Raw genomic sequence first — 24,769 nt, 5'->3', positions numbered from 1 at the left:
TCACATCGGGGTCGACTGCGCGCGCGGGTCCGGGTTGACCCGCGGTTTGAGGGTGGTGGTGGGCAGGGTGGGCGCGGGCAGCCGGGTCAGCCCCCGCGGGTCGTGGCCGATGTAGCCGTCCACGCGTCCGAAGCGCTCCGATCCGGCCTCCCACTGCTCGCGGTAGCCCGCGATCTCGTCGTGGGTCCGGCCGATGAAGTTCCACCACATGATGATGTCCTCCTCGAACGGGGTGCCACCGATGAGGACCGCCCGCCCGGCGGTGGTGCCGGTGTTGCAGATCGTCAGGGTGGTCTCGCCGACGCCGGTGTACGCGAGATGGCTGACCTCGACGTCGACGCCCTCGAGGGTCAGATCACCGGAGTCGACGAGCAGCCCGTGCTCGAAGGCCGGGTCGACGTCCAGTCGCAGTTCGCCGCCGGGGTCGAGCCGGAGCTCCGCGGCGACGAGGGGGGTGTAGGTGGTGACCGACGACGACGAGCCCAGCAGCGACCCCATGAACACCCGCGCCGATCCGCCGGCGAATCCGACGGGGTCGGGCACGTGGTGGTCGAACCTGCGGCCGCTGCTCTCGCGGTGTTCCTCGGGTAGCACGGTCCACAGCTGCACGCCGTGCAGGACGGTGGTGTCCTGGGTCGAGACCTCGGTGTGGCAGATGCCTGCGCCGGAGGTCATGAGGTTGACCTCCCCCGGGCGCACCACAGCATGGTTGTCCCCGGAGTCGTGATGGGTGACGCTGCCCTCGAAGAGCCAGCTCACGGTCTGCAGGCCGGTGTGCGGATGCGAGGGCACGTCCATGCCGCCGGTGGCCGAGACGTCATCCGGTCCGTAGTGGTCGACAAAACAGAAGGCGCCGATGAGCGAGCGCTGGCGCTGCGGCAGCGTCCGGCGGACCGTCATCGCCCGCGGCCCGCCCAGGGGCACCTCGCGGGAGGTGATGATCTCCACGGCGGCCGCGCCGGGTTGTGCGTCCTCCGAACGGGGCCCGCCCGGCGCACCGCCGGCCTCGCACTCGACCTCGGGCGGGTCGGGGTCGAGGTTGCTCATTCGACGACCTCGCTCATCTCGGCCCGGGCGTCGACGGCCTCGCGGCGCAGCTCCAGCTTCTTGGCGTTGATCTTCCCGCCCAGCGCCAGGACGAGCGCCTTGTCCACGACCGCCACCGGCAGGTGGTCCAAGAGACGTCGGCCGAGGTCCCATCGCACGGCGTAGCGGCGACGGCGGCGCGCGGTGGTGCCGGCGGTCCACACCGCCTCGGCGAGGACGGACGGGTCGGTGGCCTTGTCGTCCTCACCGGCGGCCATCTCCCCCATCACCGCGGCCATCGCGGCGAACGGCGAACCGGGGGCGGTCGATTCCTGGAAGCGCCGCCGGATCGAGGCGGTCATCCCGGTGCGGAACGGACCCGGTTGGACGAGCACGACGTCCAGGCCGAGGAACATCAGCTCGCGCCGCAGCGCGTCACCGTAGGCCTCGATCGCGTGCTTGCTCATGGCGTAGGCGCCGTTCATCGGCATGCCGTGCTGGGGGCCGGTCTCGGAGCTGATGAGGACCACCCTCCCGCGGGTCTCCCGGAGCAGGTCCCACAGTGCGTGGACGGTGCGCACGGTGCCCATGACGTTGACATCCAGGACCTGCTGCACCCGGTCCGGATCGGTCTCGGCCAGCGGCCCGATCCCGAGGACGCCCGCGAACGTGACGAGCGCGTCGAGGCGACCGTGCTCGCGTCGGACCCGGTCGGCCAGCGCGGTGAGCGAGGTGGAGTCGGTGACGTCCGCGGCGTGGGACGTGATGCGGTCACCGCCGGGCGGTGCCTGGAGGTCGACGGCCACGACGTGCCAGCCCCGCGAGGCGTAGAGCGCGGTGGTGGCCGCCCCGAGGCCGCCCCCGGCTCCGGTGACGACGACGACGGGGGCGGCGGGCGCGCTGGTGTCCATACCCTGACGGTACCGGCGTGCGGAGTCCCGGTGGGGCTGTCCAGGTGGCCCCGCCCGCCTCAGACCAGGGCGTTGAGGCCGAGTTTGCCGGCGAGGCGGTCGATGTAGGCCAGGACCTCGTCCTCGGTCCGATCCGGGGTTCCGTAGACGAGCTCGTGGACGCCGAGCTCGCGGTAGGCGTCGATCTTCTCGTGATCCGGTTTCCCGTCGAGGACCACGATGTAGGGCTCGCCCTCCCGACCTGCCTCGGCCCACAGTTCCCGCAGCGTCCGTACGCTGCCGGCGATGTCCTGGGAGATCGGGGTGGTCATCCAGCCGTCGGCGCTGCGGCAGATCCACCTGAGGTTCTTCTCGGTGCCGGCCGCTCCCACGAGGGTGAGCGGGCCGGGAGTGCGGGCGGTCTTGGGCCAGGCCCAGCTGGGACCGAAGTCCACGAACTCACCGTGGTACTCGGCCTCGTCGTGCGTCCACAGCTCCCGCATGGCCTCGAGGTACTCGCGGAGCATGGTGCGCCGACGCTTCGGCGGCACGTTGTGGTCGGCCATCTCGTCCAGATTCCAGCCGTACCCCACGCCGAGCACGGTGCGCCCGTCGGAGAGGTGGTCGACCGACGCGATGGTCTTGGCCAACGTGACGGGGTCGCTCTCCACCGGGATGGACACGGCGGTCCCGAGACGGATGGTCGACGTGACCGCCGCGGCGGCGCCGAGGGCGACCCACGGGTCCAGGGTGCGGCTGTACCGCTCATCGGGGAGCTCGGCGCCGCCGGTGCCCGGGTGCGCGGCCTCGCGCCGCACCGGGATGTGCGTGTGCTCGGGAACGTAGAACGCGGAGAACCCGGCCCGCTCGGCGGCCACGGCGGCCGTGGTCGGCCGGATGCCCCGGTCACTGGTGAACAGGGTCAGTCCGAATTCCATGCGTTCTCCCTCGTGCGCAGCGTCGACCCGCCGCCTGACACCTGATCAGACAGGTGTCCAGCGGCGGTGTCGCCACAGACTAGCGCACGACTGCGGCGGGTGGGCAGACCTCGCCCGCCACGCAGTCGGCCGGATCCCCCGGCTGGGACTGCAGACGCTGCATGGTGTGGTGCGAGACGTAGCGGAAGATCTCGTTGCCCGGGGTGGTGCGAGATAGGGCGTCCGCCGCCAGCAACATGACGGCCGCGGTCCATGTGCTCAGCTCGACCGGCCACCGCTTGCCGTCGGCGAAGACGAGTCCGGTCCAGTAGGAGCCGTCGGTGTCCCGCAGGTGCTGCATGTTGGTGAACTGCGCGAGCGCCTGCTCGTGTCGCCCGGCCGCCTCCAGGGCGAGGACCAGCTCGCACGTCTCGGCCCCGGTGACCCACGGCCGGTGGTCGACGCAGCGGATGCCCAGGCCGTCCACCACGAAGTCGTCCCACCGGGAGTCGAGCCGCGCCTGTGCCTGGTCCCCCACCATCACACCGGCCAGGACCGGGTAGTACCAGTCCATGGAGAACTCGTCCTTGGGTGTGAAGAGCTCGGGGTGGGCGCGCAGCGCATGGCCCAGCCGGTCGGCGGCGGCGTCCCAGTCCGGCGCGCTCCCGCCGAGTTCCTCGGCGATCGCGACGCCGCAGCGCAGCGCGTGGTGGATGCTGGACGAGCCGGTGACCAGCGCCTCCTCGCAGAAGCCCTCGGGTCCGGCGCCCCACCACATCTGCCCCTCGGGACCCTGGAAGGTCAGCACCAGGTCGAGTGCCCGGCGCACCATCGGCCACATCGACTCGAGGAACCCGGGCCTGGCGCTCACCAGGTGGTGGTGCCACACGCCCACCGCGACGTACGCGCAGAAGTTGGAATCGATGTCACCGTCGGCGACGTGGTCGTCCTGCCACTTCATCGGCCACGACCCGTCGCCCCGCTGGGTGTCCCGGAGGAACCCGTACGCCCTCTCGGCGGCCTCCCACTGACCCGCGACGGACAGGCCCATCGCCGATTCCACGTGATCCCAGGGGTCGGTGTGACCGCCGGTAAACCACGGGATCTCACCGTTGGGTTTCTGGACGGAGGCGAGCCACTCGCCGGTGGCGCGGACCGCGTCGGCGTCGAGGACCCCGGGCACGGCGGGGACCGGACGTTGGCTGGTGACTCCGGTGTTGGGCGTCTGCACGGACGATCAGGCCTCCACGGGCTTACGCAGGTAGAATACGATGGACTTGCCCATCACCGGGTTGAGCACCTTCTCGGCGGTGCGGGTGATCCAGGGCCCCTTCATCAGGTCCCATACGAGCAGCTTGTGGTACGCCTTCGGCAACGGGTGGTCGTCGTTCTCCGTGCCCACCGCGCACTTGAGCCACCAGTACGGGGCGTGCAGCGCGTGGGCGAACCCGGTGCCGGTGACCTCCAGGCCCGCCGCGCGGAGCTTGAACCCCAACTCCTCGGCGGTGTAGATCCGGCAGTGCCCACCCGGGTTGGAGTGGTAGGCGTCGGACAGCTTCCAGCAGAGCTTCTCCGGCCACTCACGCGGCACGGTCACCGCGGCGACGCCGCCCGGCTTGAGGATCCGCACCAGTTCGGCGATGGCCTTGGTGTCCTCCGGGACGTGTTCGAGCACCTCGGAGATGAGCACCAGATCGAAGGTCGCGTCCTCGTACGGCATGTTGAGCGCGTCCCCGGTGACGGCCTCCCCCTTCGAGGTGGGCAGCCCCTCGCCCTCGGCCTCCATGGCGGCGAGCATGTCGGAGACCTGCTGCATCTCGTCGGCGTTCTGGTCGAACGCCGTGACGTCCGCGCCACGCCGGTAGAGCTCGAAGGTGTGACGACCGAGGCCGGCCCCCACGTCGATGGCTCGCATACCGGGGGTGACCCCGAGACGGTCGAAATCAGCGGTCAGCATGCGCGTCCTCCTGCTCACGGATGGTGTACTCACCGGACTCCGGGAGCACCTCGGGCACGTCATCGGTGACGTGCTCGTCGATCTCGGTCTGATCCGGCCCGAGGACCGGCCCGGCCGTCAGGTCCGGCAGCGCGTCGCCGCGGACCCGGGCGATAGCGGCCTCGTAGACCTCGACGGTCCGGCGGGCGACGGCGGCCCAGCTGTAACGCTCCATGACCCGTGCACGGCCGCCCTGAGAGAGGCGTTGCCGCTCGGCCGGGTCGGACAGCAGCGCGCTGATCTCACGGGCCAGCGCGTCGACGTCGCCCGGCTCGACCAGGCGGGCCGCCGAGTCGTCCGTGCCGACTACCTCCGGCAGCGCGCCGGCACGCGTCGCGACGAGAGCGCAGCCGCTGGACATGGCCTCCACCGCAGGCAGGGAGAATCCCTCGTACATACTCGGCACGACCGCGATCTCGGCCGACCCGACGAGATCGGCGAGCTCGTCGTCGTCGACCCCGGACACCAGGTCCACCGCGTCCCTCAGGCCCAGCTTGTCGAGCAGCCTGGCAGCCTCGCCCTTGCGCTTGAGCTTGGACACCAGCGTCAGGCGCACGCCCGGGTGCTCCTCGCGGACCCTGGCCAGCGCGCGCAACAGGACCGGCACGCCCTTGAGCGGCTGATCGGCACTGGCCACGCAGACCAGGCGGCCGGGCTCGCGCACGCGACGATGGTGGAACCGGTCGGTGTCCACGCCCAGCGGGATGGTGACGATGCGAACCGGATCGACACCGAAGTCGGTGGCGATGTCATCGGCGGAGTTGCTGGAGACCGTGATGATCTCCTGCAGCTTGCGGGAGACCCGCATCTGCATGCCCAGGAACCCGAACCAGCGCCACGTGGTGATCTTCTTGCGCAGCGGGGCCTCCTTCATGGCCAGCGCGCGATCCCGCGTGATGGGGTGGTGCACCGTGGCCACGACGGGGAAACCCGCCTTCTCCAGGTCCAGCAGGCCGGATCCCAGGCACTGGTTGTCGTGCACCACGTCGAAGTCGTCCAGACGCTCCCGGAGTGTGCGCGCGGCCCGCATGCTGAACGTCCGCGGCTCCGGGAACCCAGCGGTCCACATGGTGACCACCTCGAGCACGTCGATGAGGTCGCGGATCTCCCGCGGGTGCGGGGTACGGAACGGGTTCGCGTCGTTGTAGAGGTCCAGACTCGGGACCTCGGTGAGCGTGGGGCCCGGGTCGAGTTCCGGGTAGGGCTGACCGGAGAACACCTCGACCGTGTGTCCGAGTGCCGCCAACTCGCGGCTGAGGTGACGGACGTAGACGCCCTGGCCCCCGCCGTGCGGCTTGCTCCGGTACGAGAGCAGCGCGATCCGCACCGTCGATCGCCTCCTTCATGGTCGTCGGCCCGCCGTCGGCGAGTGTCGCGGGCCGCGACGGGCACATCGGGAAAGTCTAGAACACGTTCGCCCCGGTCCCACACACGGCCGGACGAACGCACCGGACCCCCGGCGCGAGAGGCGCTCGGGGGTCCGGTGTCGGTGTCACTCCACGGTCGGTTAGTCGCCGTGGGGCCTGCTCAGTAGCCCAGGTCGTCCAGGCGGACCGAGGCGCCGGTGGCGTCCCCGAACCCGTCCTCGGGACCGTAGAAACCATCGCCGTAGTCCGGGATGGAGTACGCGGCGGCGCGGGCCTCCTCGGTGGGCTCGACCGTCGAGTTCCGGTAGCGGTTGATACCGGTACCCGCCGGGATGAGCTTACCGATGATGACGTTCTCCTTGAGGCCCACGAGCTTGTCCGACCGCTTGTTGATGGCGGCGTCGGTGAGCACGCGGGTGGTCTCCTGGAAGGAGGCAGCCGAGAGCCACGAGTCCGTGGCCAGCGAGGCCTTGGTGATGCCCATGAGGACCGGACGCGCCGAGGCCGGCGAGCCGCCCTCGGTGAGCACGCGGCGGTTCTCCGCCGTGAGCTCGGCACGCTCCACGAGCGCACCGGGCAGGAACTCGGTGCTGTTCGAGTCGTTGATCGCGACTCGACGCATCATCTGACGGACGATGACCTCGAGGTGCTTGTCGTGGATCGACACACCCTGCGCACGGTAGACCTTCTGCACCTCGTCGACGAGGAACTTCTGGACACCGTTGGGGCCGAGGATGGCCAGCACCTCGTGCGGATCGGCCGGGCCCTCGAGGAGGGCCTGCCCGCGCTCGAGGTGATCGCCGTCCGCGATCGGGCGGGAGGAGCCGTCCTCCAGCTCGATATGGGCCAGGCCTTGGCGCTTCGACAGCTTCTCGTAGACGATCTCGTCCGCACCGTTGTCCGGCACGATCGTGATCGTGTAGAAGCGCTCCTCCTCCTCGAGACGGATCCGGCCCGCCTCCTCGGCGATCGGCGCCTTGCCCTTTGGAACACGAGCCTCGAAGAGCTCCTGCACGCGCGGGAGACCGCCGGTGATGTCGTCACCGACGCCACCCTGGTGGAAGGTACGCATCGTCAGCTGGGTGCCCGGCTCACCGATCGACTGGGCGGCGACGATGCCGACGGCCTCGCCGATGTCCACCAGGAGACCGGTGGCCATCGAGCGGCCGTAGCAGGTCGCACAGACGCCGGTACCGGTGGTGCAGGTGAGGACCGACCGGACCTTGACCTTCTCGATGCCGGCGACGATCAGCGCCTCGATGTTCGGGTCACCGAGGTCGGTGCCCGCGGCGACGATCACGTTGCCGTCGGCGTCGAGCGCGTCCTCCGCGAGCGTCCGGGCGAACGTCGAGGTCTCGACGTGCTCGTCGCGCTCGAGGGACCCGGTCGGGCTGCCGTGGACGTCCATCACCGGGCGGGCGATGGTCGTCTCGACACCCTTCGACGTCCCACAGTCGGTCTCGCGCACGATGACGTCCTGCGAGACGTCGACGAGACGACGGGTGAGGTAACCCGAGTCGGCGGTACGCAGGGCGGTGTCGGCCAGACCCTTACGGGCGCCGTGCGTGTTCATGAAGTACTCGAGCACGGTCAGGCCCTCGCGGAACGAGGACTTGATCGGCTGCGGGATGAACTCGCCGTTCGGACGCGTCACCAGACCCTTCATGCCCGCGAGCGAGCGGATCTGGGTCATGTTGCCCGCCGCGCCCGACTTCACGATCGTCGGGATCGGGTTGGAGTCCGGGTAGTTCTCCTCCATGGCCTGACCGATCTCGTCGGTGGCCTCCTGCCAGAGCTTGACCAGGTCCGACTTGCGCTCCTCGTCGGTGATCTTGCCGAGGTCGTACTGCGACTCCAGGCGCGCGGCCTTCGCGTCGTACGAGGCGAGGATCTCCTTTTTGGCCGGCGGGACCAGCACGTCGGACATGGCGATGGTGACACCCGAGCGGGTGGCCCAGTAGAAACCGGTGTCCTTGAGCTTGTCCACCGTCTGCGCCACGACGATCATCGGGTAGCGCTCGGCCAGGTCGTTGATGATGACGGCCTGACGCTTCTTGGGCATCTGCTCGTTGACGAACGGGTAGTCCGCCGGGAGCAGTTCGTTGAACATCACGCGACCGAGGGTGGTCACGGTCAGCCACTCCTGGCCCTGCGTCCAGCCCTCGGGGAACTGCTCGGCCTCGACGTCGGTCGACGGACGCTGGTGCGTCAGTCGGACCTGGATCGGGGCGTGGATGTCCAGCACGCCGAGGTCGACGGCCATGATGGCTTCCGACGGCGTCGAGTACACGCCCACGGCGGGGGTGTCCTCGGAGGCCGGGACGTACGAGCCGGTCGCACCCTCGTCCAGACGGGTGAGGTAGTACAGGCCGGTCACCATGTCCAGACGCGGCATGGCGAGCGGACGACCCGACGCCGGCGACAGGATGTTGTTCGAGGCGAGCATGAGGATGCGCGCCTCGGCCTGCGCCTCCGCGGACAGCGGGAGGTGCACGGCCATCTGGTCACCGTCGAAGTCGGCGTTGAAGGCCTCACACACGAGCGGGTGCAGCTGGATGGCCTTGCCCTCGACGAGCTGCGGCTCGAACGCCTGGATGCCGAGGCGGTGCAGCGTGGGCGCACGGTTGAGCATCACCGGGTGTTCGGCGATGACCTCTTCGAGCACGTCCCACACCTGGTCGCGCTGACGCTCGACCATGCGCTTGGCGGACTTGATGTTCTGCGCGTGGTTGAGGTCCACCAGACGCTTCATGACGAAGGGCTTGAACAGCTCGAGCGCCATCAGCTTGGGCAGACCACACTGGTGCAGCTGCAGCTGTGGGCCCACGACGATCACAGAACGACCGGAGTAGTCGACGCGCTTGCCGAGCAGGTTCTGACGGAACCGGCCCTGCTTGCCCTTGAGCAGATCCGAGAGCGACTTGAGCGGGCGGTTGCCCGGGCCCGTGACGGGCCGGCCACGCCGGCCGTTGTCGAACAGCGCGTCGACGGACTCCTGCAGCATCCGCTTCTCGTTGTTGACGATGATCTCGGGGGCGCCGAGATCCATCAGCCGCTTGAGGCGGTTGTTGCGGTTGATCACGCGACGGTAGAGGTCGTTGAGGTCCGAGGTGGCGAAGCGGCCACCGTCGAGCTGGACCATCGGACGCAGCTCCGGTGGGATCACCGGGACGGCCCCGAGGACCATCGCGGCCGGGTGGTTGCCCGACTGCAGGAACGCGGAGACGACCTTGAGGCGCTTCAGGGCGCGGATCTTCTTCTGACCCTTGCCGTTGCGGATGATCTCCCGCAGCGACTCGGCCTCGGCGGCCAGGTCGAAGTTCAGCAGCAGCGCCTGGATCGCCTCGGCGCCCATGCCGCCCTCGAAGTACTCGCCGAAACGGTCCTCGAGCTCGCGGTAGATGCCCTCGTCGACGATGATCTGGTTGACGTCGAGCTTGGTGAAGGTGGTCCAGATCTCGTCGAGACGGTCCAGCTCGCGCTGGGCCGACTCGCGGATCTTCTTCATCTCCTTCTCGCCGCCGTCCTTCACCTTGCGGCGCTGGTCGGCCTTGGCACCCTCGGCCTCGAGCTCGGCGAGATCGGCTTCGAGCTTCCGCGCGCGGGCCTCGATGTCGGAGTCCCGCTCGTCCTCGATGATCTTGCGCTCCTCGAGGACCTGGGCCTCGAGGGTGCTGAGCTCGTTGTGACGCAGCTCGGTGTCGACGCCGGTGATGACGTAGGCGGCGAAGTAGATGATCTTGTCGAGGTCCTTGGGCGCCAGGTCCAGCAGGTAACCCAGGCGCGACGGGACGCCCTTGAAGTACCAGATGTGGGTGACGGGCGCGGCCAGCTCGATGTGGCCCATGCGCTCGCGGCGGACCTTGGCACGGGTCACCTCGACGCCGCAGCGCTCACAGATGATCCCCTTGAAGCGCACGCGCTTGTACTTGCCGCAGTAGCACTCCCAGTCCCGGGTGGGGCCGAAGATCTTCTCGCAGAACAGGCCCTCCTTCTCCGGCTTGAGGGTGCGGTAGTTGATGGTCTCCGGCTTCTTGACCTCGCCGTAGGACCAGTTACGGATGTCCTCGGCCGTCGCGAGGCTGATGACCAGCTCGTCGAAGTAGTTGACGTCCTGCACGTAGGCGTCCTTTCCCGGGTGGGATGATGGCGGGCCCTCGCGGGGTGGGGCCGGGGGCCCGCCGTGGTGGAACTGAATTCTTCGGGTGCGGGGCGGGCGACAGGGCTGCCGCCCGCCCGCCTACTTACTGCGCCAGCTCGTCGGCCGCCGAGGACTCGTCGCGCGAGAGGTTGATCCCCAGGTTCGCGGCGGTGCGGTCGAGATCGTCGTCGTCGCCCTCACCCAGGGAGACAGCCTGGCCGTCGCTGGAGAGCACCTCCACGTTGAGGCACAGCGACTGCAGCTCCTTGAGAAGCACCTTGAAGGACTCCGGGATACCCGGCTCCGGGATGTTCTCGCCCTTGACGATCGCCTCGTAGACCTTCACGCGGCCCACGACGTCGTCGGACTTGATCGTCAGCAGCTCCTGCAGCGTGTACGCCGCGCCGTAGGCCTGCATCGCCCAGCACTCCATCTCACCGAATCGCTGGCCACCGAACTGGGCCTTACCGCCGAGCGGCTGCTGGGTGATCATCGAGTACGGACCGGTCGAACGCGCGTGGATCTTGTCATCCACGAGGTGGTGCAACTTGAGGATGTACATGTAGCCCACGGACACCGGGTACGGGAAGGGCTCGCCGGAGCGACCGTCGAAGAGGGTCGCCTTGCCGTCGGCCTGCACCATGCGCTCGCCGTCACGGTTCGGCAGGGTGCAGCCGAGCAGACCGGTGATCTCCGTGTCCGCCGCGCCGTCGAAGACGGGCGTGGCCGTGTTGGTGCCGGCCTCGACGCTGTGGATCTCCTCCGGCAGCTTGGTCGCCCAGTCGGGCAGGGAGCCGTCCGCCTCACGCGGGACCTCCCAGCCGGCCTTGGCCAGCCAGCCGAGGTGGGTCTCCATGATCTGACCGATGTTCATACGACGCGGGACGCCGTGCGTGTTGAGGATGATGTCCACCGGCGTGCCGTCGGGCATGAACGGCATGTCCTCGGCGGGGAGGATCTTGCCGATGACGCCCTTGTTGCCGTGTCGACCGGCGAGCTTGTCGCCGTCCTGGATCTTGCGCTTCTGCGCGACGTACACGCGCACCAGCTCGTTGACGCCGGGGGGCAGGTCGTCGTCGTCGTCCCGAGAGAAGACGCGGACGCCGATGACCTTGCCGGACTCACCGTGGGGCACCTTGAGCGAGGTGTCGCGCACCTCGCGCGCCTTCTCCCCGAAGATGGCGCGCAGCAGGCGCTCTTCCGGGGTCAGCTCGGTCTCACCCTTCGGGGTGACCTTGCCGACGAGGACGTCGCCGTCACGGACCTCGGCGCCGATGCGCACGATGCCGCGGTCGTCGAGGTCCGCCAGGACCTCGTCGGAGACGTTGGGGATGTCCCTGGTGATCTCCTCGGCGCCCAGCTTGGTGTCGCGGGCGTCGATCTCGTGCTCCTCGATGTGGATGGACGTGAGCACGTCCTCCTCCACCAGGCGCTGCGAGAGGATGATCGCGTCCTCGTAGTTGTGGCCCTCCCACGGCATGATCGCGACGAGCAGGTTCTTGCCCAGCGCCATCTCGCCGTTCTCGGTGCAGGGGCCGTCGGCCAGGACCTGGCCGACCTCGACGCGGTCACCCTCGTCGACGATCGGACGCTGGTTGGAGCAGGTGCCCTGGTTCGAGCGCGCGAACTTCGACAGGCGGTAGGTCTGACGCCCGCCGTCGTCGTCCATCACGGTGATGAAGTCGGCCGAGACCTCCTCCACCATGCCCGGGGCGGTGTTGACGACCACGTCGCCGGCGTCCACGGCCGCGCGCAGCTCCATGCCGGTGCCGACGAGCGGCGCCTCGGAACGCACGAGCGGCACGGACTGCCGCTGCATGTTCGCGCCCATCAGGGCACGGTTGGCGTCATCGTGCTCGAGGAACGGGATCATCGCGGTGGCCACGGAGACCATCTGTCGCGGCGAGACGTCCATGTAGTCGACATCGCCCGGCTCGACCATCTCGACATCACCGTGCTTCTTGCGCACGAGGATGCGGTCCTCGACGAAGCGGCCGTCGGCGTCGATCTCCGAGTTGGCCTGCGCGACGACGTAGCGGTCCTCCTCGTCGGCGGTGAGGTAGTCCACCTGATCGGTGACGACGCCCTCGTAGACGCGGCGGTACGGGGTCTCGATGAAACCGAACGGGTTGACCCGCGCGTACACCGAGAGCGAACCGATCAGACCGATGTTCGGACCCTCGGGGGTCTCGATCGGGCACATGCGGCCGTAGTGCGAGGCGTGCACGTCGCGGACCTCGAGCCCGGCGCGCTCACGCGACAGACCACCGGGGCCCAACGCGGACAGACGACGCTTGTGGGTCAGACCCGACAGCGGGTTGTTCTGGTCCATGAACTGCGACATCTGGGAGGTTCCGAAGAACTCCTTGAGCGCCGCCGTGATGGGCCGGATGTTGATCAGCGACTGCGGGGTGATCGCCTCGGAGTCCTGTGTGGTCATGCGCTCGCGGACGACACGCTCCATGCGGGACAGGCCGACGCGGACCTGGTTCTGGATGAGCTCGCCGACGGTACGCAGACGACGGTTGCCGAAGTGGTCGATGTCGTCGACCTCGACCGGCACCTCGCGGCCACCGGCCACCTGCATCGACTCCTCGCCCGCGTGGAGGCGCACGAGGTACTCGATGGTGGCGGCGATGTCCTCGCGGGTGAGCGTCGTGGTGGCGTCACCCTCGGGGTCGGGCAGACCGAGCTTGCGGTTGACCTTGTAACGACCGACGCGGGCCAGGTCGTAGCGCTTCTCCTTAAAGAACAGGTTCTCCAGGAGCGCCTCCGCGGACTCGCGGGTCGGCGGCTCGCCCGGGCGCAGCTTGCGGTAGATCTCGAGCAGGGCCTGGTCGGTGTCCTCGACCGTGTCCTTCTCGAGCGTGGACATCATGATCTCCGAGAAGCCGTAACGCTCCTTGATCTCGGTGGTCGTCCACCCGAGGGCCTTGAGCAGGACGGTGACCGACTGGCGACGCTTGCGGTCGATGCGGACGCCGACGGTGTCGCGCTTGTCGACGTCGAACTCGAGCCACGCGCCACGCGACGGGATGACCTTGACGGAGTGGACGTCCCTCTCCGTGGACTTGTCACGCGAGCGATCGAAGTACACGCCCGGCGACCGGACGAGCTGGGAGACGACGACCCGCTCGGTGCCGTTGATGATGAACGTGCCCTTGTCGGTCATCATGGGGAAATCACCCATGAAGACCGTCTGGGACTTGATCTCACCGGTCTCGGTGTTCTCGAACTCGGCCGTGACGAACAGGGGCGCCTCGTAGGTGCGATCCTTTTCGCGGCAGTCCTCGAGGGACGCCTTGACCTCTTCGAAGTAGGGCTCCGAGAACGAGAGCGACATTGATCCGGAGAAGTCCTCGATCGGGGAGATCTCCTTGAGGATGGACTCCAGGCCTCCCTCGAGGTTCGTGGTACCGCGCGAGGCGGCCCTCTCTTGCCACTCCTCCGAGCCGATGAACCACTCGAACGACTCCGTCTGGAGGTCGAGCAGCCCCGGGACCGGCAACGGCTCGGAGAGTTTCGCGAACGAAACCCTCCGGGGCGCACCGGGAACGGTGGAGACTGACGTGGTCTGGCGGGAGACTGCCAAGATGGGTCCTTCCAGCACCTCACGTGATCACCACGGGCGGTGACCACAGATGTATCTGCGAGCGGTCCGCCGACGGGTATCCGCCCAGGTCCGCCGCGATATCGAGGGCTCGGAAAGCACCCGGTGGAACCGGGAGTGAGCCGTCACGGACGGACGGGAGGGCAAATAGCAGCCAGCGCAACGACCTAATCTAGCGGAAGGCGGCGACAAAGTCCAGCCTTCAACGGAGTGTCCCCCGGAGGCTGGTCACGTGCGTGGTGCGGCGTCCGTCTCTGCGCTGGTTGCCCTCGTGGCTCTCGCCTCATCGGCCCCCGGTCGGGACGTCGCACCCGGACCGTGTCGCACTCAACCTCTACGGCACTCGCCCGATGCCCCTAAAGGGTGACGGGTGAAAGCACTTTCGTCAAGGATCTGGCACGGTCGGTTGCCGGATCGGTTCCCGACCAGTCCTCGTCAGGAGGGCAGATCCGGGATCCTCGACAGTTTCCACACGCCGTCGATCTTGTCCAGACCGACGAGATAGGTGCCGCTGGTACTTCCCGCAGCCGCGCCGTCCCTGGTCATCGACACATCCTGGACCAGCAACACCTCGGCCTTGTCGCCCTGCAGGTAGGCGAGACCGGCCTCGCGGACCTCTGCGTCGACGCTCGTCGCGGACTGCTCGTAGCTGTCACGCAACGCGGGCCAGTTCTCGTCCAGCTCGTTCACGAGTTCCGGGGTGAGGAACTCACCCAGGGAATCGTGGTACTCGTCGAGGGTCTCGTGGTCGATCGCCACGAGCCGCTGGACGTTGGTCGTCGCCGCCGAGAGGACCTCCTCGGTGGCCTCGCGGTCGACGAACGCCCGGTTGTCCACGTCGACCCCGGGTTCCGTCGCCAAGAACGTGCCGACGGCCCCGGCGACCAGCCCCACCGCTATGGCGGAGTACGCGATCGTGCGACCGCCGGGCCGACGGCCGGCATGCCGCTCCCCGCGATCCGCCCGGGTTCCGGTGCCGCCCACCTCGTCGTCGTCGTCGTCTCGTCCGTCCCACGTCGTGGGGCGCGCGGCGCTCCCGCCCTCGGATCGGGTCTGTCCGGCGTGTCCGGCCAGGCGCCTACGCGGCGCCGGAGTGACCGACTTCTGTGTCCTCTTGATCGGTGGCATCAGCGACAGTCGTCCTTCGTCATCGTCCGGCGGAGGTGGTCGGCGCGGGGGTCGACTCCTCCTCTGTGGCCGGGTCGTCCTGTTCCTCCGGCGCGTCGAGTTCCTGCACGGACCGGCTGGACTCGCCCACCGGGACCGTCACGCCCACCTGGTTGACCGCGTCGGCCTTCCAGGTGCCGTCCTCTCGCGTCAGGTCCACGCGCATCGCCTGACGGCCGGTGATGTCATCCTGGCCCTCCCGCTCGGAGTGGGCGGTGAACACCACCAGGACGGCGGCGTCGCCGGCCTCGAGGTCCAGGGTCTCGACAGCGGTGTGCGAGACCGTGGCCGTGGTGACCGCCTTCTGCTCCACGACGCGCGTCCGCACATCGTCGGCCCACTGCTCCTGCTCGGTGAGGAACTCGCCGGTCGAGGCCTCTGCCAGCTGCTCCAGCGAATCGTCGACGTTCCGGTGGTCGAAGCTGAACGCGTTGATGATCACCTGGGCGGCGACGTCGGCGGCCGCCTCGCGCTCGGACGCCACCTCCTGTGCCGACCGCGCCTGGGCGTAACGCACCCCGAACACCCCCAACGTCGCCAGCCCCGCCACGAGGATGATCGCCGCGAGGACCACCAGCCATCTCGGCACGGTCCCCGTCCCCGCGGGGCGGCGCGCGCCCCCCTCCGTTCCCTGCGAACTCATGGCGGCGACGCTACCGGACCCGCCGTCCGCCGGGTCGCCGCCCGGCCGCGCGGTCACCGGGGAATCAGCCCCTGCAGGACCGCGAGCTGCGTGGCCGCCACGGACAGGTTGGCCTTGTCGGGGTCGATCTTGGGCTTGGTGTCCCACGGCTGCGGCATGTCCGGGTGCGCGTACTCCACCCGGTCGGCACCGCGGACCGCGGTGGGGCTGCCGAAGGGCACGGTGCACTGCGCGTCGTAGTTGGGCGGGAAGTTCTGTTCCTGCCAGTCGAAGGACGGGTCCTGCGCCTTCATCTGGTCGATGATCTCCCACGTACCTTCGTACCCCTGCGTACACGCTGGTGGGTTGTTCGTCTCGAGGGACAGACCGAAGTGGATGGTCCCGTCCCCAGGAGCGACGGACATCCCGCCGGCGGCCAGTGCCGGCAACAGCTGCAGGAGCACCTTGAACGACGGCGCCAGTGGATCTATTGTCTTCATCGTCGCCGACAGGTTCCGCACGGCTCCAGAGAGCGGGGCGCCGGAGTTCTCCACCAGATAGCGGGTCTCGTCGGCGAACTCCGGTCCCGTGGTGATCAGCCGTTCCAGGTCGGAGTCCGAGTCACGCAACGCCTCGGTGACCGTCCTGAGATCGCGGGAGAAACTGACGATCTCGCCGGACTGGTCGGCCTGCGTCTCCAGGACGGTCGCCCCGTCGCGGATCAGCGTCTGCAACTGCGGCATGGTGCGGATACCGGACTCGGAAATGCGGATGAGGGAGTCCGAGAGTCGCTCCAGTTGGGGTCCCCGGCCCTGGAACGCCTTGCCGAGTTCGTCGACGGTCACCTCGAGATCGTCCAAGGGGACCGATCGGGAAAGGTCGTCGACGGAGGCCAGCAGGTTCTCGACGGGTACCGGCAACGCCTCACTTCCGGCGGAGACCACGTCCCCGTCCTCGAGATACGGCGCCGAGCTGCTGTTGGGTCGCAAGTCCACGTACTGCTCTCCGATGGCGGAGCGGTTGGCGACCACGGCCTCGGTGTCCGCCGGGATGTCGGGGGCGCTCGAGTCGAGGTCGAGCTCGACTCGCACACCGTCGTCGGTGAGCGAGAGCTCGCCCACCCGTCCGATCGCCGTGCCGCGGTAGTTGACGGCCGCGTTGGTGAACACCCCGCCGGTCTCGGGTAGGTCCAGATAGACCTGGTACTGGCCGATCCCGAACAGCGAAGGTAAGCGAACGTAGTTGGCACCTACATAGGTGATCCCGACCGCGGCGATCACACAGAAGGCGATGAGCTGGGTGCGGAGTGTCTTGCTCATCGGTTTCCTGGCTCTCCTGGTTCGGGCAGGTAGTTCTCGGAGAACTCCGAGACTCCTGGTGCGGGTTTGGGCACCACCGCCCGGTCCATGACCGGCGGGACCGGCAGGAGCGGCAGCACGATGGTCGTCCGCCGGTCCGGGCCGTTGTCGCCGACCCACGGGTTCTGCGGGTCCACGACGTAGGGCCCGCTCGTGGTGTTCGGACGGCGAACCACTGGTTCGCCCTGATTCGCCCCCAGATTCCGGAGCGTCTCAGAGATCGTCGCGTCCACGGAGAGAAAGATGTTGGCCGCGCCGCCGACAGTCGCCGGGATAGACGAGTCCGGGAACGGGAAGGTGGGGACGAAACCGATCAGATCGATGAGTTCCGGAGTCGACTCGCCAAGGGACTGCAGCACAGGGCGCAGCGCCCGCAGGTCAGCGATGAGGTCCTCCCTGCTGGTGAGCAGGATTTCCGAGCCGACCTGGCCCAGTGTGTCGACCCGGCGCAGCATCTCCACGAACTGCGAGCGCTGCTCCTCGAGCACCGCCACCCCGGCGGGCAGCTCGTCGAGCGCCGCCTCGATCTGCTGGCGCTGATCGTTAGCACGCGACGTCATGAGGTTCACGCCCTCGAGGGCTTCGGTGATGCTGTCGCGCTGCCGGTTCAGGCCCCCGATGAGCTCCTCCGCCGATCGCAGGGTCCGGGTGAGATCCTCCTCGCGGCCGTCGGTGACTTTGCGCAGTTCGGCCACGATCGGTTGCAGTTGGTCCACGCCGCCGCCGTTGAGCAACAGCGACAGCGCGCCGAGAACCTGCTCGATGTCGGTAGCCGTGCGGGTGTCCGAACTGGCGATGACGTCACCGCCGGACAGCTCTCCGGTGGGCGGCTCGTCCTCCGGCGGGCTGAGCTGCACGAACTTCTCGCCAAGGAGATTGGTCTGCTGGATCGAGGCCTCGACGTTGGCGGGGAGCTCCATGTCGCCGCGGAGGACGATGTCCACCTCTGCGGTCCACCCGTCCTCCGCCAGCGAGATACCGGACACGCGACCGGCGTCAAGACCATTGACCTTGACCGACGACTGCAGGACCAGGTCCAACACATCGTCGAAGCGGACGGCCACGTGCATGGGGTCCTCACCCAGGTCCGCGCCACCCGGCAGAGTGTAGTCCTCCAGATTCAACGAGCACCCCGCCGCGACGGCGGCCACGAGCGCGCTGGCACCGACCGCGCGGACGGCGCGACCGAGGATGGGCGTGGTCGGCCGGATCATCCCCGTCCCCCTTCCGAGGCGGGCGTCATCGGCCACCCGCGATTGCCCTGGACCGTCCCGGGAACCGGGACAGACTGATTCATCTCGCCAGCGAGGATGCCCAACGGCAGATCCGGGTTCGACGCTTGTAGATCGGCGTTGCGCTGCGGCGCGAGAGCCTCGCAGGCCTCGATATCGGCGCGCCGGAGGTTGTCGAGTTCGGCCAGCATCTGGTCCCCGGGGTTCAGGCGGCCAAGTGTCATGAGCTGGCACAGGACGCCGGCCGGGTCCTGCAACTCCGGGATGCCGAGACGTAAGGACAACAGCCCGGCCTCGGGGTCGTAGGCGCCGATGAGGTTGGACAGAGCCAACGGAGCAGTCTTGAGGATCTCCTCGATGTCGCCCCTCTGGTCCGCGGTGATCTGACTGAGTCTCACCAAACGGTCCGCATTGCTGCGGATCACGTCCTGGTTGTCCCGCACGACACGCGCGACGTCCGCGAGGGCGTAGCTCAGTTCGGCGAGGGCGCCCTGGAGGTCCTCGCGCTGACCAGCGACAGTCTGGTTGAAGGTCGACATCTGGGAGTTGAACTGCCTCACCTGGGCATCGTTCTGCGCGAGCATCGTGACGAACGACTGCAGATTGACCACGGTCTCGCTGATGTCCTGACTCGAATCCGCCAGCGTCGTCGCGGCCTGCGACAACTCGTCGATCGACCGCCCGAGTGCGGCACCGTTGCCTCCGAGCGTGTCCGCGGACGCGGTGACGAACCGGTCGAGAGCGCCGTCCTTGTTGGCACCCTCCGGGCCGAGAGCATCGGTCAGTTCCTCCACCGAGGCGTAGAGCTTGTCCACCTCGACCGGTGTCGCGGTCCGCTCGAGGGGGATGTGCGCGCCCGATTCCATCTTGGGGCCGCCTGAGTAGGCGGGCAGTAGTTGGACGTTACGGTCAGGGACGACCGAGGGCGTCACCTGGACCGCCTTGGCGTCCGCCGGGACGTCCACGCCCCGGCGGACGTGGAACTCGACCTCGACGGTCTCCCCCATCGGGGTCACCTTGTCGACGGAACCCACCGTGACCCCCAGGATCCGGACATCGGAGCCCTCCGATATTCCGACGGCTGTCGGGAAGGTGGCGGTGATGCTGGTGCGTCCGAACCCCGTGACGGCGAGGAAAATCACAGTCACGGCGGCCACGACGACGACGAGCAGCAGCCCGACGAACGAGTACGGCATCTTCTTGTGCATCAGTTGATCCCACTCTGTCTGGCCGGCGCGCGGGCGCCGGGATAGAAGGGCGGCTCAGGAATACCCGGCGGGACGAGGTTGGTGACCACGGTGTCGAACCATCTGCCCGAGCCCAGAATGTTGGAGTACAGCCGATAGAAGGGCCCGAGGTTGTGGATGGATGCCCTCAGCTCTTCCTCGTGGTCGGTCAACACCGCCAGGGCGGAGTCGAGACTATCCAGGGTCGGCTTGAACTCGGCCTCGTTCTCCGCGACGAACCGGCGGAGTTCGATCGACAGTCCGCGCGTGGAGGCCAACACCAGCTTGAGACTCTCGGCGCGGTCGTTGAGTTCGCCCAACAACTGTCCGGTGCCGATGATCAGGCGCCGGAAGTCGTCATTACGGTCCGCCACGATCTGGGAGCTCGTACGCGTGGCCTCGAGTAGGTTCCGCAATTCGGCGTCCCGGCTGGACACGGTCTGCGACAGACGCGCCAGGCCGTCGACCGCCCCCCGGAACTCCTCGGGCGACGCCTGCATCGTATCGGTGAGGGTGTCCAGGCTCGCTGCCAATTTGGCGTCATCGATCTCGTCGAGCGTCTCCGCTGCGGAGGAGAAAGCTGTGACCACGTCGTACGGGGCCACCGTCCGCTCAAGCGGGATCGGCTCCGACGTGTCGAGTTCCCCGGTTCCCGCCGGGCTCAGCGCGAGGTACTTCTGGCCGAGCACGGTCTTGAGTTGGATGCTCGCCCGGGTGTCGTCGCCGAGCCAGGCGTCCTTGGCCCGGAAGCCCACGGCCACCTTGTCGCCGTCGAGCGCCACGTCGGTCACGACGCCAACCTTGACGCCGGCCACGCGGACCTCGCTACCGTCCGCTAGCCCGGCGGCCTCGGAAAAGTAGGCTGTGTATTTGGGTCCCGCCCCGACGATCGGTAGCGCGTCGAGTCTGAACGACACGGCGGTCAGGGCGAGGATCACCAGGACCCCGATCGCTCCGATGGTGGCGTTGCTGAACCTCGGCTCGTTCGCACTGCGCTTGCTCATGGGATTCCCCCTGCGTGGCACCGGGGCGCGACGTTCGTGTACACCGGCTGATTGATCGTGGGACCGCCGCTCGGAAGAAGGTTGGGCACGTTGGTGCCTGGGCCGTGCACCACGTCGAGTCCACAGAGATAGAACTGGAGCCAGGACCCGAACGAACCCATCCTGATGAGGTTGTCGGTCTTGCGCGGCAGGTTGATGAGAACCTCGCTGAGCGTGTCGCGGTTCGTCGTGATCTGGTCGGTGACCACCTTGAGGTGGTCGAGCGAATCCGTCACGGCGGGCCGCGTGGCGGTGACGATGTTCTCCGCCGACGAGGTCAGATCCGCCATCGAGTCGAGCGAACTGCCGATAGCGTCGCGCTCGTCGGCGAGTCCCTCGACGAGTTGCCTGGTGGTCACCACGAGCTGCTGGAACTGCACGTCCCGCTCGTTGATGGTCTCGAGGACCCGGGTGAGGTTGTCGATGACTTCGCCGATCACCTGATCCCGATCGGCCAGGTGGTTGGTCAGCTCACCAGTCTGGCGGACCAGGCTCGTCACGGTGCCGCCCTCCCCTTGCAGTACCCGCACCAGCGAGTCGGCGAGCGCGTTGACGTCCTCCGGCTGCAGGGTCGTGAAGAGCGGGCGGAAACCGTTGAACAGCGCCGTGAGATCGACCGCGGGCGAGGTCTTCTCGATTCCGATCGTGCTCCCTTCCTCCAGGGCCGATTGGACGGGTCCGGGCTCCCGGGAGATGTTCAGGTACCGCTGGCCGATCATGTTCCGGAACCGCAGTGCCAGGTGCACGTTGGCCGGCAGCGTGCGGTCGCCGGCCAGGGTGAAGTCCACCTTAGCCAGGTCGCGTTCGTGGATCTCCATCCCGGTGATGTTGCCCACCACGACGCCGGCTATCCGGACGTCGTCGCCCTCCTCCAGCATGGTCACGTCGGAGAAGATCGCAGAGTACTCCGTACCTTCCGCCCGGGTGCCGCCCCTGATGGTCACGGCGAGGACCGAACTGAGCAGCACTGTGACCACGATGAAGACCACCAGTTTGACGAATGACCCCAGCAGGCCGCCACGGAATAGGGCCTTCAGTTTGGCGTTCATCGGAAACCGACCTCCGTTCCGCGAAGCGCCGGGGCGCCGATCTGGCCGATCCAGGCAGGGATCTCCTGCGCGCCGCGCGAGGACGCGACCCCCAGGACGGTTCGGACGGTGTCGGTCTCCAGCGGCGAGCCGGCGTAGGCCATAGCCACCACGTCGGTGTCCTGACCCGCGGTCACGGTTGACGGAAACGGCATATTGGGCTGCTCGGGCACCGCCCGCCCGGGAGCCGGGGGAACCGAGCCACGGTTACGGAGTGCCGGAACCGGCCCGTCCCGGAGAAGCGGATTGGGCAGAGTCGGGATGAACGCGGGCCCCGGATTGCGGGTGGGGATCTGGTAGCTCCCGTCGGCGATCGCCCCGCCGGGGGCCCCACCGAAGTAGAACGGCTCCTGCGCCGGGTCGTAACAGCGGGGACCGCGGGTGTCGAAGAACCGCGGCTCGTCCTGGTTGGGCACGTAACGCCCTCTGGGATTGACGAGCTCGAGCGTCACCCGGATGGCGGGGTGCTCGGTGCCCACGCCCAGGATGGCATCGGACCGGTCCAGAAGTGTCATGAAATTCCCCACCGAGCACGGCAGTGCTGGCGAATACTCAGCCAGGTACTCCAGGGAGGTGCGCGAGTCCACCGCCAGGGAGATGAGGTCGTTGCGGTTAGCGGCGAGGAAACCGGTGAGGACCTCGGACGATTCGCTGATCCGCCGCAGTCCGTCGGCGATGTCGGGGCGGCGCTGGACCACCGTGTCGCCGGTGGTGCGCAGAGCGTCCAGAGCGTTGATGAGATCAGGCAGCGCCTCGGAATAGGTCTGGGAGAATGTCGCCAGATCCTCCAGCCCGGATTCCAGAGCGGGCAACTCCTGGTTGATGCCGTCGAACACCTGTCCGATCTCGACCAGGCTGGCGCCGATCTCGTCCCCACGGCCTGACAACGCCTGGTTGATCGCGCCGAGCGTGCCCGCCAGTTTCTCCGGCGGGACCGCCTCGAGAACGGGGAGTAGCCCGTCCAGGACGCGCCCCAACTCGATCGCGTTGCCGCGGGTGTCCTGCTCGATGGTCGCTCCCGGTTCGAGCGTCCCCACGGGCTGATCGGGGAACCCCAGGTCGACGAACCGCTCACCGAACAACGTCTTGGGGAGCAGGCGGCCACTGACGTTGGCCGGCAGTTGTTCGATGAGCGCCGGGTCGAACTCCATGTTGACCTGCACGCGGTCCCCGTCGGGTTCGACACCGGAGACGCGGCCCACGAGGACACCGCGCGCCTTGACGTCGGCGTCGTTCGGCAGCGCGAACGCCATGTCGTCGGTGTACAGGGTGACGCCGTCCGAGTCGGTGAAGGCGCGGTTGTAGATCGCGATGGTGGTCCCGACGAACGCCAGGACGATAATGATGAAAAGGGCGGCCAGCAACCGCTTGGAGAGTACGGAGAGCTCGTTCATCCCGCCACCCGCACCGTCGTGGTCGTGCCCCAAAGTGCCAGTCCGACGAAGAAGTTCAGGATCGCCACCACGACGATCGTGGTGCGGACAGCGCGCCCCACCGCCACGCCGACGCCGGCCGGGCCCCCGGACGCGGTGTAGCCGTAGTAGCAGTGGATCATCACCAGCACGAAGGCGAAGATGATCACCTTGATGAAGGAGTAGATCACGTCTTCCGGAGGCAGGAACAGATGGAAGTAGTGGTCGAACGACCCTGTGGACTGTCCTTGAATCATGGTGTTGACTCCCCGCGTGGCGAGGTATGACGAGAGCAGACCCACGACGTAGAGCGGAATGACGGCGATGAACCCGGCGATGACCCGAGTGGTGACGAGGTACGGCACGCTCGGAATCGCCATGACCTCCAAGGCGTCGATCTCCTCGGAGATCCGCATGGCACCGAGCTGGGCGGTGAAACCGCAGCCGACGGTTGCGGACAGGGCGAGTGACGCCACGACGGGCGCGACCTCACGGGTGTTGACGTAGGCGGACAGGAACCCGGTGAGGACCGAGCTGCCGATCTGGTCGAGGGCTGCGTACCCCTGCAGGCCGACGACGACCCCGGTGAACCCGCTCATCATGACGATGACGCCGATGGTTCCACCGAGCACCGCCAGGGTGCCGACGCCGAAGGTCACTTCCGCGATCAGACGCAACACCTCGTGCCGGTAGTGGACGATCGTCTGGGGAATCCAGCGGATAGCCCTCAGGTGGAAGGCGAGCTGGTCACCCAGGGAGTCGAACGAGTTGACCGGGCCACGGACGAGGGCCCTCAGCCGGGCCCGCGTGGGTCCGACATCGGTATGGATCGCCATTACGACCCCTTCGGGGGAACGATCTGCAGGTACATCGCCGTGAGGATGAGGTTGGCGAAGAACAGCAGGAGGAATGTGAGGACCACGCCCAGGTTGACGGCGTCGCCGACCCCCTTGGGTCCGCCCTTGGGGTTCATCCCGCAGTACGAGGCGACCACGCCGGCGATGAGTCCGAAGATCAGGGCCTTGATCGAGGACATGATGAAGTCGGGCAGCTGGGCGAGGGCACCGAACGACATCAGGTAGGCGCCCGGTGTGCCGCCCTGCAGCATGATGTTGAACACGTAACCGCCGGAGATCCCGACGATGGAGACGAGTCCGTTCAGGAGCAGAGCGACGAGCATCATGCCGAGCACCCGGGGGACGACGAGCCTCTGGATGGGGTCGATCCCCAGGACGCGCATCGCGTCGAGCTCCTCGCGGATGGTCCGGGCACCGAGGTCGGCGGCCACCGCCGAACCGGCGGCGCCCGCGATCAGCAGTGAGGTCACCAGCGGCGCACCCTGTTGGACGACGGCGAGGACGCCGGTGGCCCCCGTGTAGGCCTCGGCGCCGAGCTGCTGGACGAGCGACCCGGTCTGCATCGCCACGACGGCCCCGAACGGGATCGCCACCAGTGCCGACGGGAGGATCGTCACCGAGGCGATGAACCAGGACTGCTCTATGAACTCACGGAACTGGAACGGTCGCCTGAAGACCCCTCGTAGCACGTCGAGGAACAGTCGGAATACCTCGCCGGCCCCGCCCACCGCGGCCCGGAAGCCTCCTCCGACATCGGCCGGTGACATACCGGCCCGTCCTTCTGGATGCTGGGTCGTACTCTCCGCCATCAAATCCC

General features: G+C 68.0%; 18 protein-coding genes. All 18 read right to left on the bottom strand.

The window, feature by feature from the left end:
* The 18 genes from G6R20_RS03620 to G6R20_RS03535 all read right to left on the bottom strand — a co-directional run bounded on the left by G6R20_RS03620 (position 1) and on the right by G6R20_RS03535 (position 24,719).
* Complete coding sequence (locus G6R20_RS03620; protein ID WP_163375583.1) at positions 1-1,047, bottom strand: pirin family protein; 1,047 nt, start codon at positions 1,045-1,047, stop codon at positions 1-3.
* Positions 1,044-1,937 carry an SDR family NAD(P)-dependent oxidoreductase gene (locus G6R20_RS03615; RefSeq protein ID WP_163375582.1) on the bottom strand — a complete coding sequence of 298 codons (894 nt, stop codon included), beginning with the start codon at positions 1,935-1,937 and terminating at the stop codon, positions 1,044-1,046. The genes G6R20_RS03620 and G6R20_RS03615 overlap by 4 nt, the downstream gene beginning before the upstream one ends.
* Before the next feature lie 59 nt (positions 1,938-1,996).
* Positions 1,997-2,854, bottom strand: coding sequence for an LLM class F420-dependent oxidoreductase (locus G6R20_RS03610; protein ID WP_069389557.1), 858 nt, complete (start codon positions 2,852-2,854; stop codon positions 1,997-1,999).
* Between the two features lie 79 nt (positions 2,855-2,933).
* On the bottom strand, positions 2,934-4,064 hold the full coding sequence (locus G6R20_RS03605; protein ID WP_069389558.1) for a prenyltransferase: 1,131 nt from the start codon (positions 4,062-4,064) through the stop codon (positions 2,934-2,936).
* Between the two features lie 6 nt (positions 4,065-4,070).
* Positions 4,071-4,790 (bottom strand): class I SAM-dependent methyltransferase, encoded by a 720-nt coding sequence (locus G6R20_RS03600; protein ID WP_119192178.1) that lies wholly within the window; start codon positions 4,788-4,790, stop codon positions 4,071-4,073.
* Positions 4,777-6,156 (bottom strand): glycosyltransferase family 4 protein, encoded by a 1,380-nt coding sequence (locus tag G6R20_RS03595; protein WP_119192179.1) that lies wholly within the window; start codon positions 6,154-6,156, stop codon positions 4,777-4,779. Before G6R20_RS03595 ends, G6R20_RS03600 begins: the two co-directional genes overlap by 14 nt.
* A gap of 200 nt (positions 6,157-6,356) precedes the next feature.
* Positions 6,357-10,316 carry a DNA-directed RNA polymerase subunit beta' gene (locus G6R20_RS03590; protein WP_069389560.1) on the bottom strand — a complete coding sequence of 1,320 codons (3,960 nt, stop codon included), beginning with the start codon at positions 10,314-10,316 and terminating at the stop codon, positions 6,357-6,359.
* Positions 10,317-10,440: 124 nt separating this feature from the next.
* A complete protein-coding gene (locus G6R20_RS03585; protein WP_067716798.1) occupies positions 10,441-13,947 on the bottom strand; it encodes a DNA-directed RNA polymerase subunit beta in 3,507 nt (1,168 codons plus the stop codon).
* A gap of 435 nt (positions 13,948-14,382) precedes the next feature.
* On the bottom strand, positions 14,383-15,075 hold the full coding sequence (locus tag G6R20_RS03580; RefSeq protein ID WP_163375580.1) for a hypothetical protein: 693 nt from the start codon (positions 15,073-15,075) through the stop codon (positions 14,383-14,385).
* Positions 15,076-15,094: 19 nt separating this feature from the next.
* Complete coding sequence (locus tag G6R20_RS03575; protein WP_187701019.1) at positions 15,095-15,757, bottom strand: hypothetical protein; 663 nt, start codon at positions 15,755-15,757, stop codon at positions 15,095-15,097.
* 53 nt (positions 15,758-15,810) lie between these two features.
* Entirely contained in the window at positions 15,811-17,055 is a 1,245-nt protein-coding gene (locus G6R20_RS03570) for an MCE family protein (RefSeq protein ID WP_163375578.1), read from the bottom strand.
* The gene (locus G6R20_RS03565) at positions 17,052-18,308 is read right to left on the bottom strand and encodes an MCE family protein (RefSeq protein WP_163375577.1); all 1,257 of its coding nucleotides are present in this window, start codon (positions 18,306-18,308) and stop codon (positions 17,052-17,054) included. The genes G6R20_RS03570 and G6R20_RS03565 overlap by 4 nt, the downstream gene beginning before the upstream one ends.
* The gene (locus G6R20_RS03560) at positions 18,305-19,534 is read right to left on the bottom strand and encodes an MCE family protein (protein WP_096907029.1); all 1,230 of its coding nucleotides are present in this window, start codon (positions 19,532-19,534) and stop codon (positions 18,305-18,307) included. The genes G6R20_RS03565 and G6R20_RS03560 overlap by 4 nt, the downstream gene beginning before the upstream one ends.
* Complete coding sequence (locus G6R20_RS03555) at positions 19,534-20,556, bottom strand: MCE family protein (RefSeq protein ID WP_163375576.1); 1,023 nt, start codon at positions 20,554-20,556, stop codon at positions 19,534-19,536. The genes G6R20_RS03560 and G6R20_RS03555 overlap by 1 nt, the downstream gene beginning before the upstream one ends.
* On the bottom strand, positions 20,553-21,644 hold the full coding sequence (locus G6R20_RS03550; RefSeq protein ID WP_063971831.1) for an MCE family protein: 1,092 nt from the start codon (positions 21,642-21,644) through the stop codon (positions 20,553-20,555). Before G6R20_RS03550 ends, G6R20_RS03555 begins: the two co-directional genes overlap by 4 nt.
* Positions 21,641-23,077, bottom strand: coding sequence for an MCE family protein (locus G6R20_RS03545; protein ID WP_159149058.1), 1,437 nt, complete (start codon positions 23,075-23,077; stop codon positions 21,641-21,643). The genes G6R20_RS03550 and G6R20_RS03545 overlap by 4 nt, the downstream gene beginning before the upstream one ends.
* Complete coding sequence (locus tag G6R20_RS03540) at positions 23,074-23,931, bottom strand: ABC transporter permease (RefSeq protein WP_007631815.1); 858 nt, start codon at positions 23,929-23,931, stop codon at positions 23,074-23,076. The genes G6R20_RS03545 and G6R20_RS03540 overlap by 4 nt, the downstream gene beginning before the upstream one ends.
* The gene (locus tag G6R20_RS03535; protein ID WP_205475716.1) at positions 23,931-24,719 is read right to left on the bottom strand and encodes an ABC transporter permease; all 789 of its coding nucleotides are present in this window, start codon (positions 24,717-24,719) and stop codon (positions 23,931-23,933) included. The genes G6R20_RS03540 and G6R20_RS03535 overlap by 1 nt, the downstream gene beginning before the upstream one ends.
* Between the last annotated feature and the right edge of the window lie 50 nt (positions 24,720-24,769).

It is taken from the genome of Dietzia sp. Alg238-R159, from assembly GCF_900537145.1.
Taxonomy (GTDB): Bacteria; Actinomycetota; Actinomycetes; order Mycobacteriales; family Mycobacteriaceae; genus Dietzia; species Dietzia kunjamensis.
The sequence above is the reverse complement of the archived record's forward strand: the minus strand, read 5'-3'. Positions and strand labels throughout refer to the sequence as shown.

Coding starts and splice junctions, on each gene's coding strand:
- G6R20_RS03620 (WP_163375583.1), bottom strand. CDS start 1,047: ATGAGCAACCTCGACCCCGACCCGCCCGAGGTCGAGTGCGAGGCCGGC.
- G6R20_RS03615 (WP_163375582.1), bottom strand. CDS start 1,937: ATGGACACCAGCGCGCCCGCCGCCCCCGTCGTCGTCGTCACCGGAGCC.
- G6R20_RS03610 (WP_069389557.1), bottom strand. CDS start 2,854: ATGGAATTCGGACTGACCCTGTTCACCAGTGACCGGGGCATCCGGCCG.
- G6R20_RS03600 (WP_119192178.1), bottom strand. CDS start 4,790: ATGCTGACCGCTGATTTCGACCGTCTCGGGGTCACCCCCGGTATGCGA.
- G6R20_RS03580 (WP_163375580.1), bottom strand. CDS start 15,075: ATGCCACCGATCAAGAGGACACAGAAGTCGGTCACTCCGGCGCCGCGT.
- G6R20_RS03575 (WP_187701019.1), bottom strand. CDS start 15,757: ATGAGTTCGCAGGGAACGGAGGGGGGCGCGCGCCGCCCCGCGGGGACG.
- G6R20_RS03570 (WP_163375578.1), bottom strand. CDS start 17,055: ATGAGCAAGACACTCCGCACCCAGCTCATCGCCTTCTGTGTGATCGCC.
- G6R20_RS03565 (WP_163375577.1), bottom strand. CDS start 18,308: ATGATCCGGCCGACCACGCCCATCCTCGGTCGCGCCGTCCGCGCGGTC.
- G6R20_RS03560 (WP_096907029.1), bottom strand. CDS start 19,534: ATGCACAAGAAGATGCCGTACTCGTTCGTCGGGCTGCTGCTCGTCGTC.
- G6R20_RS03555 (WP_163375576.1), bottom strand. CDS start 20,556: ATGAGCAAGCGCAGTGCGAACGAGCCGAGGTTCAGCAACGCCACCATC.
- G6R20_RS03550 (WP_063971831.1), bottom strand. CDS start 21,644: ATGAACGCCAAACTGAAGGCCCTATTCCGTGGCGGCCTGCTGGGGTCA.
- G6R20_RS03545 (WP_159149058.1), bottom strand. CDS start 23,077: ATGAACGAGCTCTCCGTACTCTCCAAGCGGTTGCTGGCCGCCCTTTTC.
- G6R20_RS03540 (WP_007631815.1), bottom strand. CDS start 23,931: ATGGCGATCCATACCGATGTCGGACCCACGCGGGCCCGGCTGAGGGCC.
- G6R20_RS03535 (WP_205475716.1), bottom strand. CDS start 24,719: ATGTCACCGGCCGATGTCGGAGGAGGCTTCCGGGCCGCGGTGGGCGGG.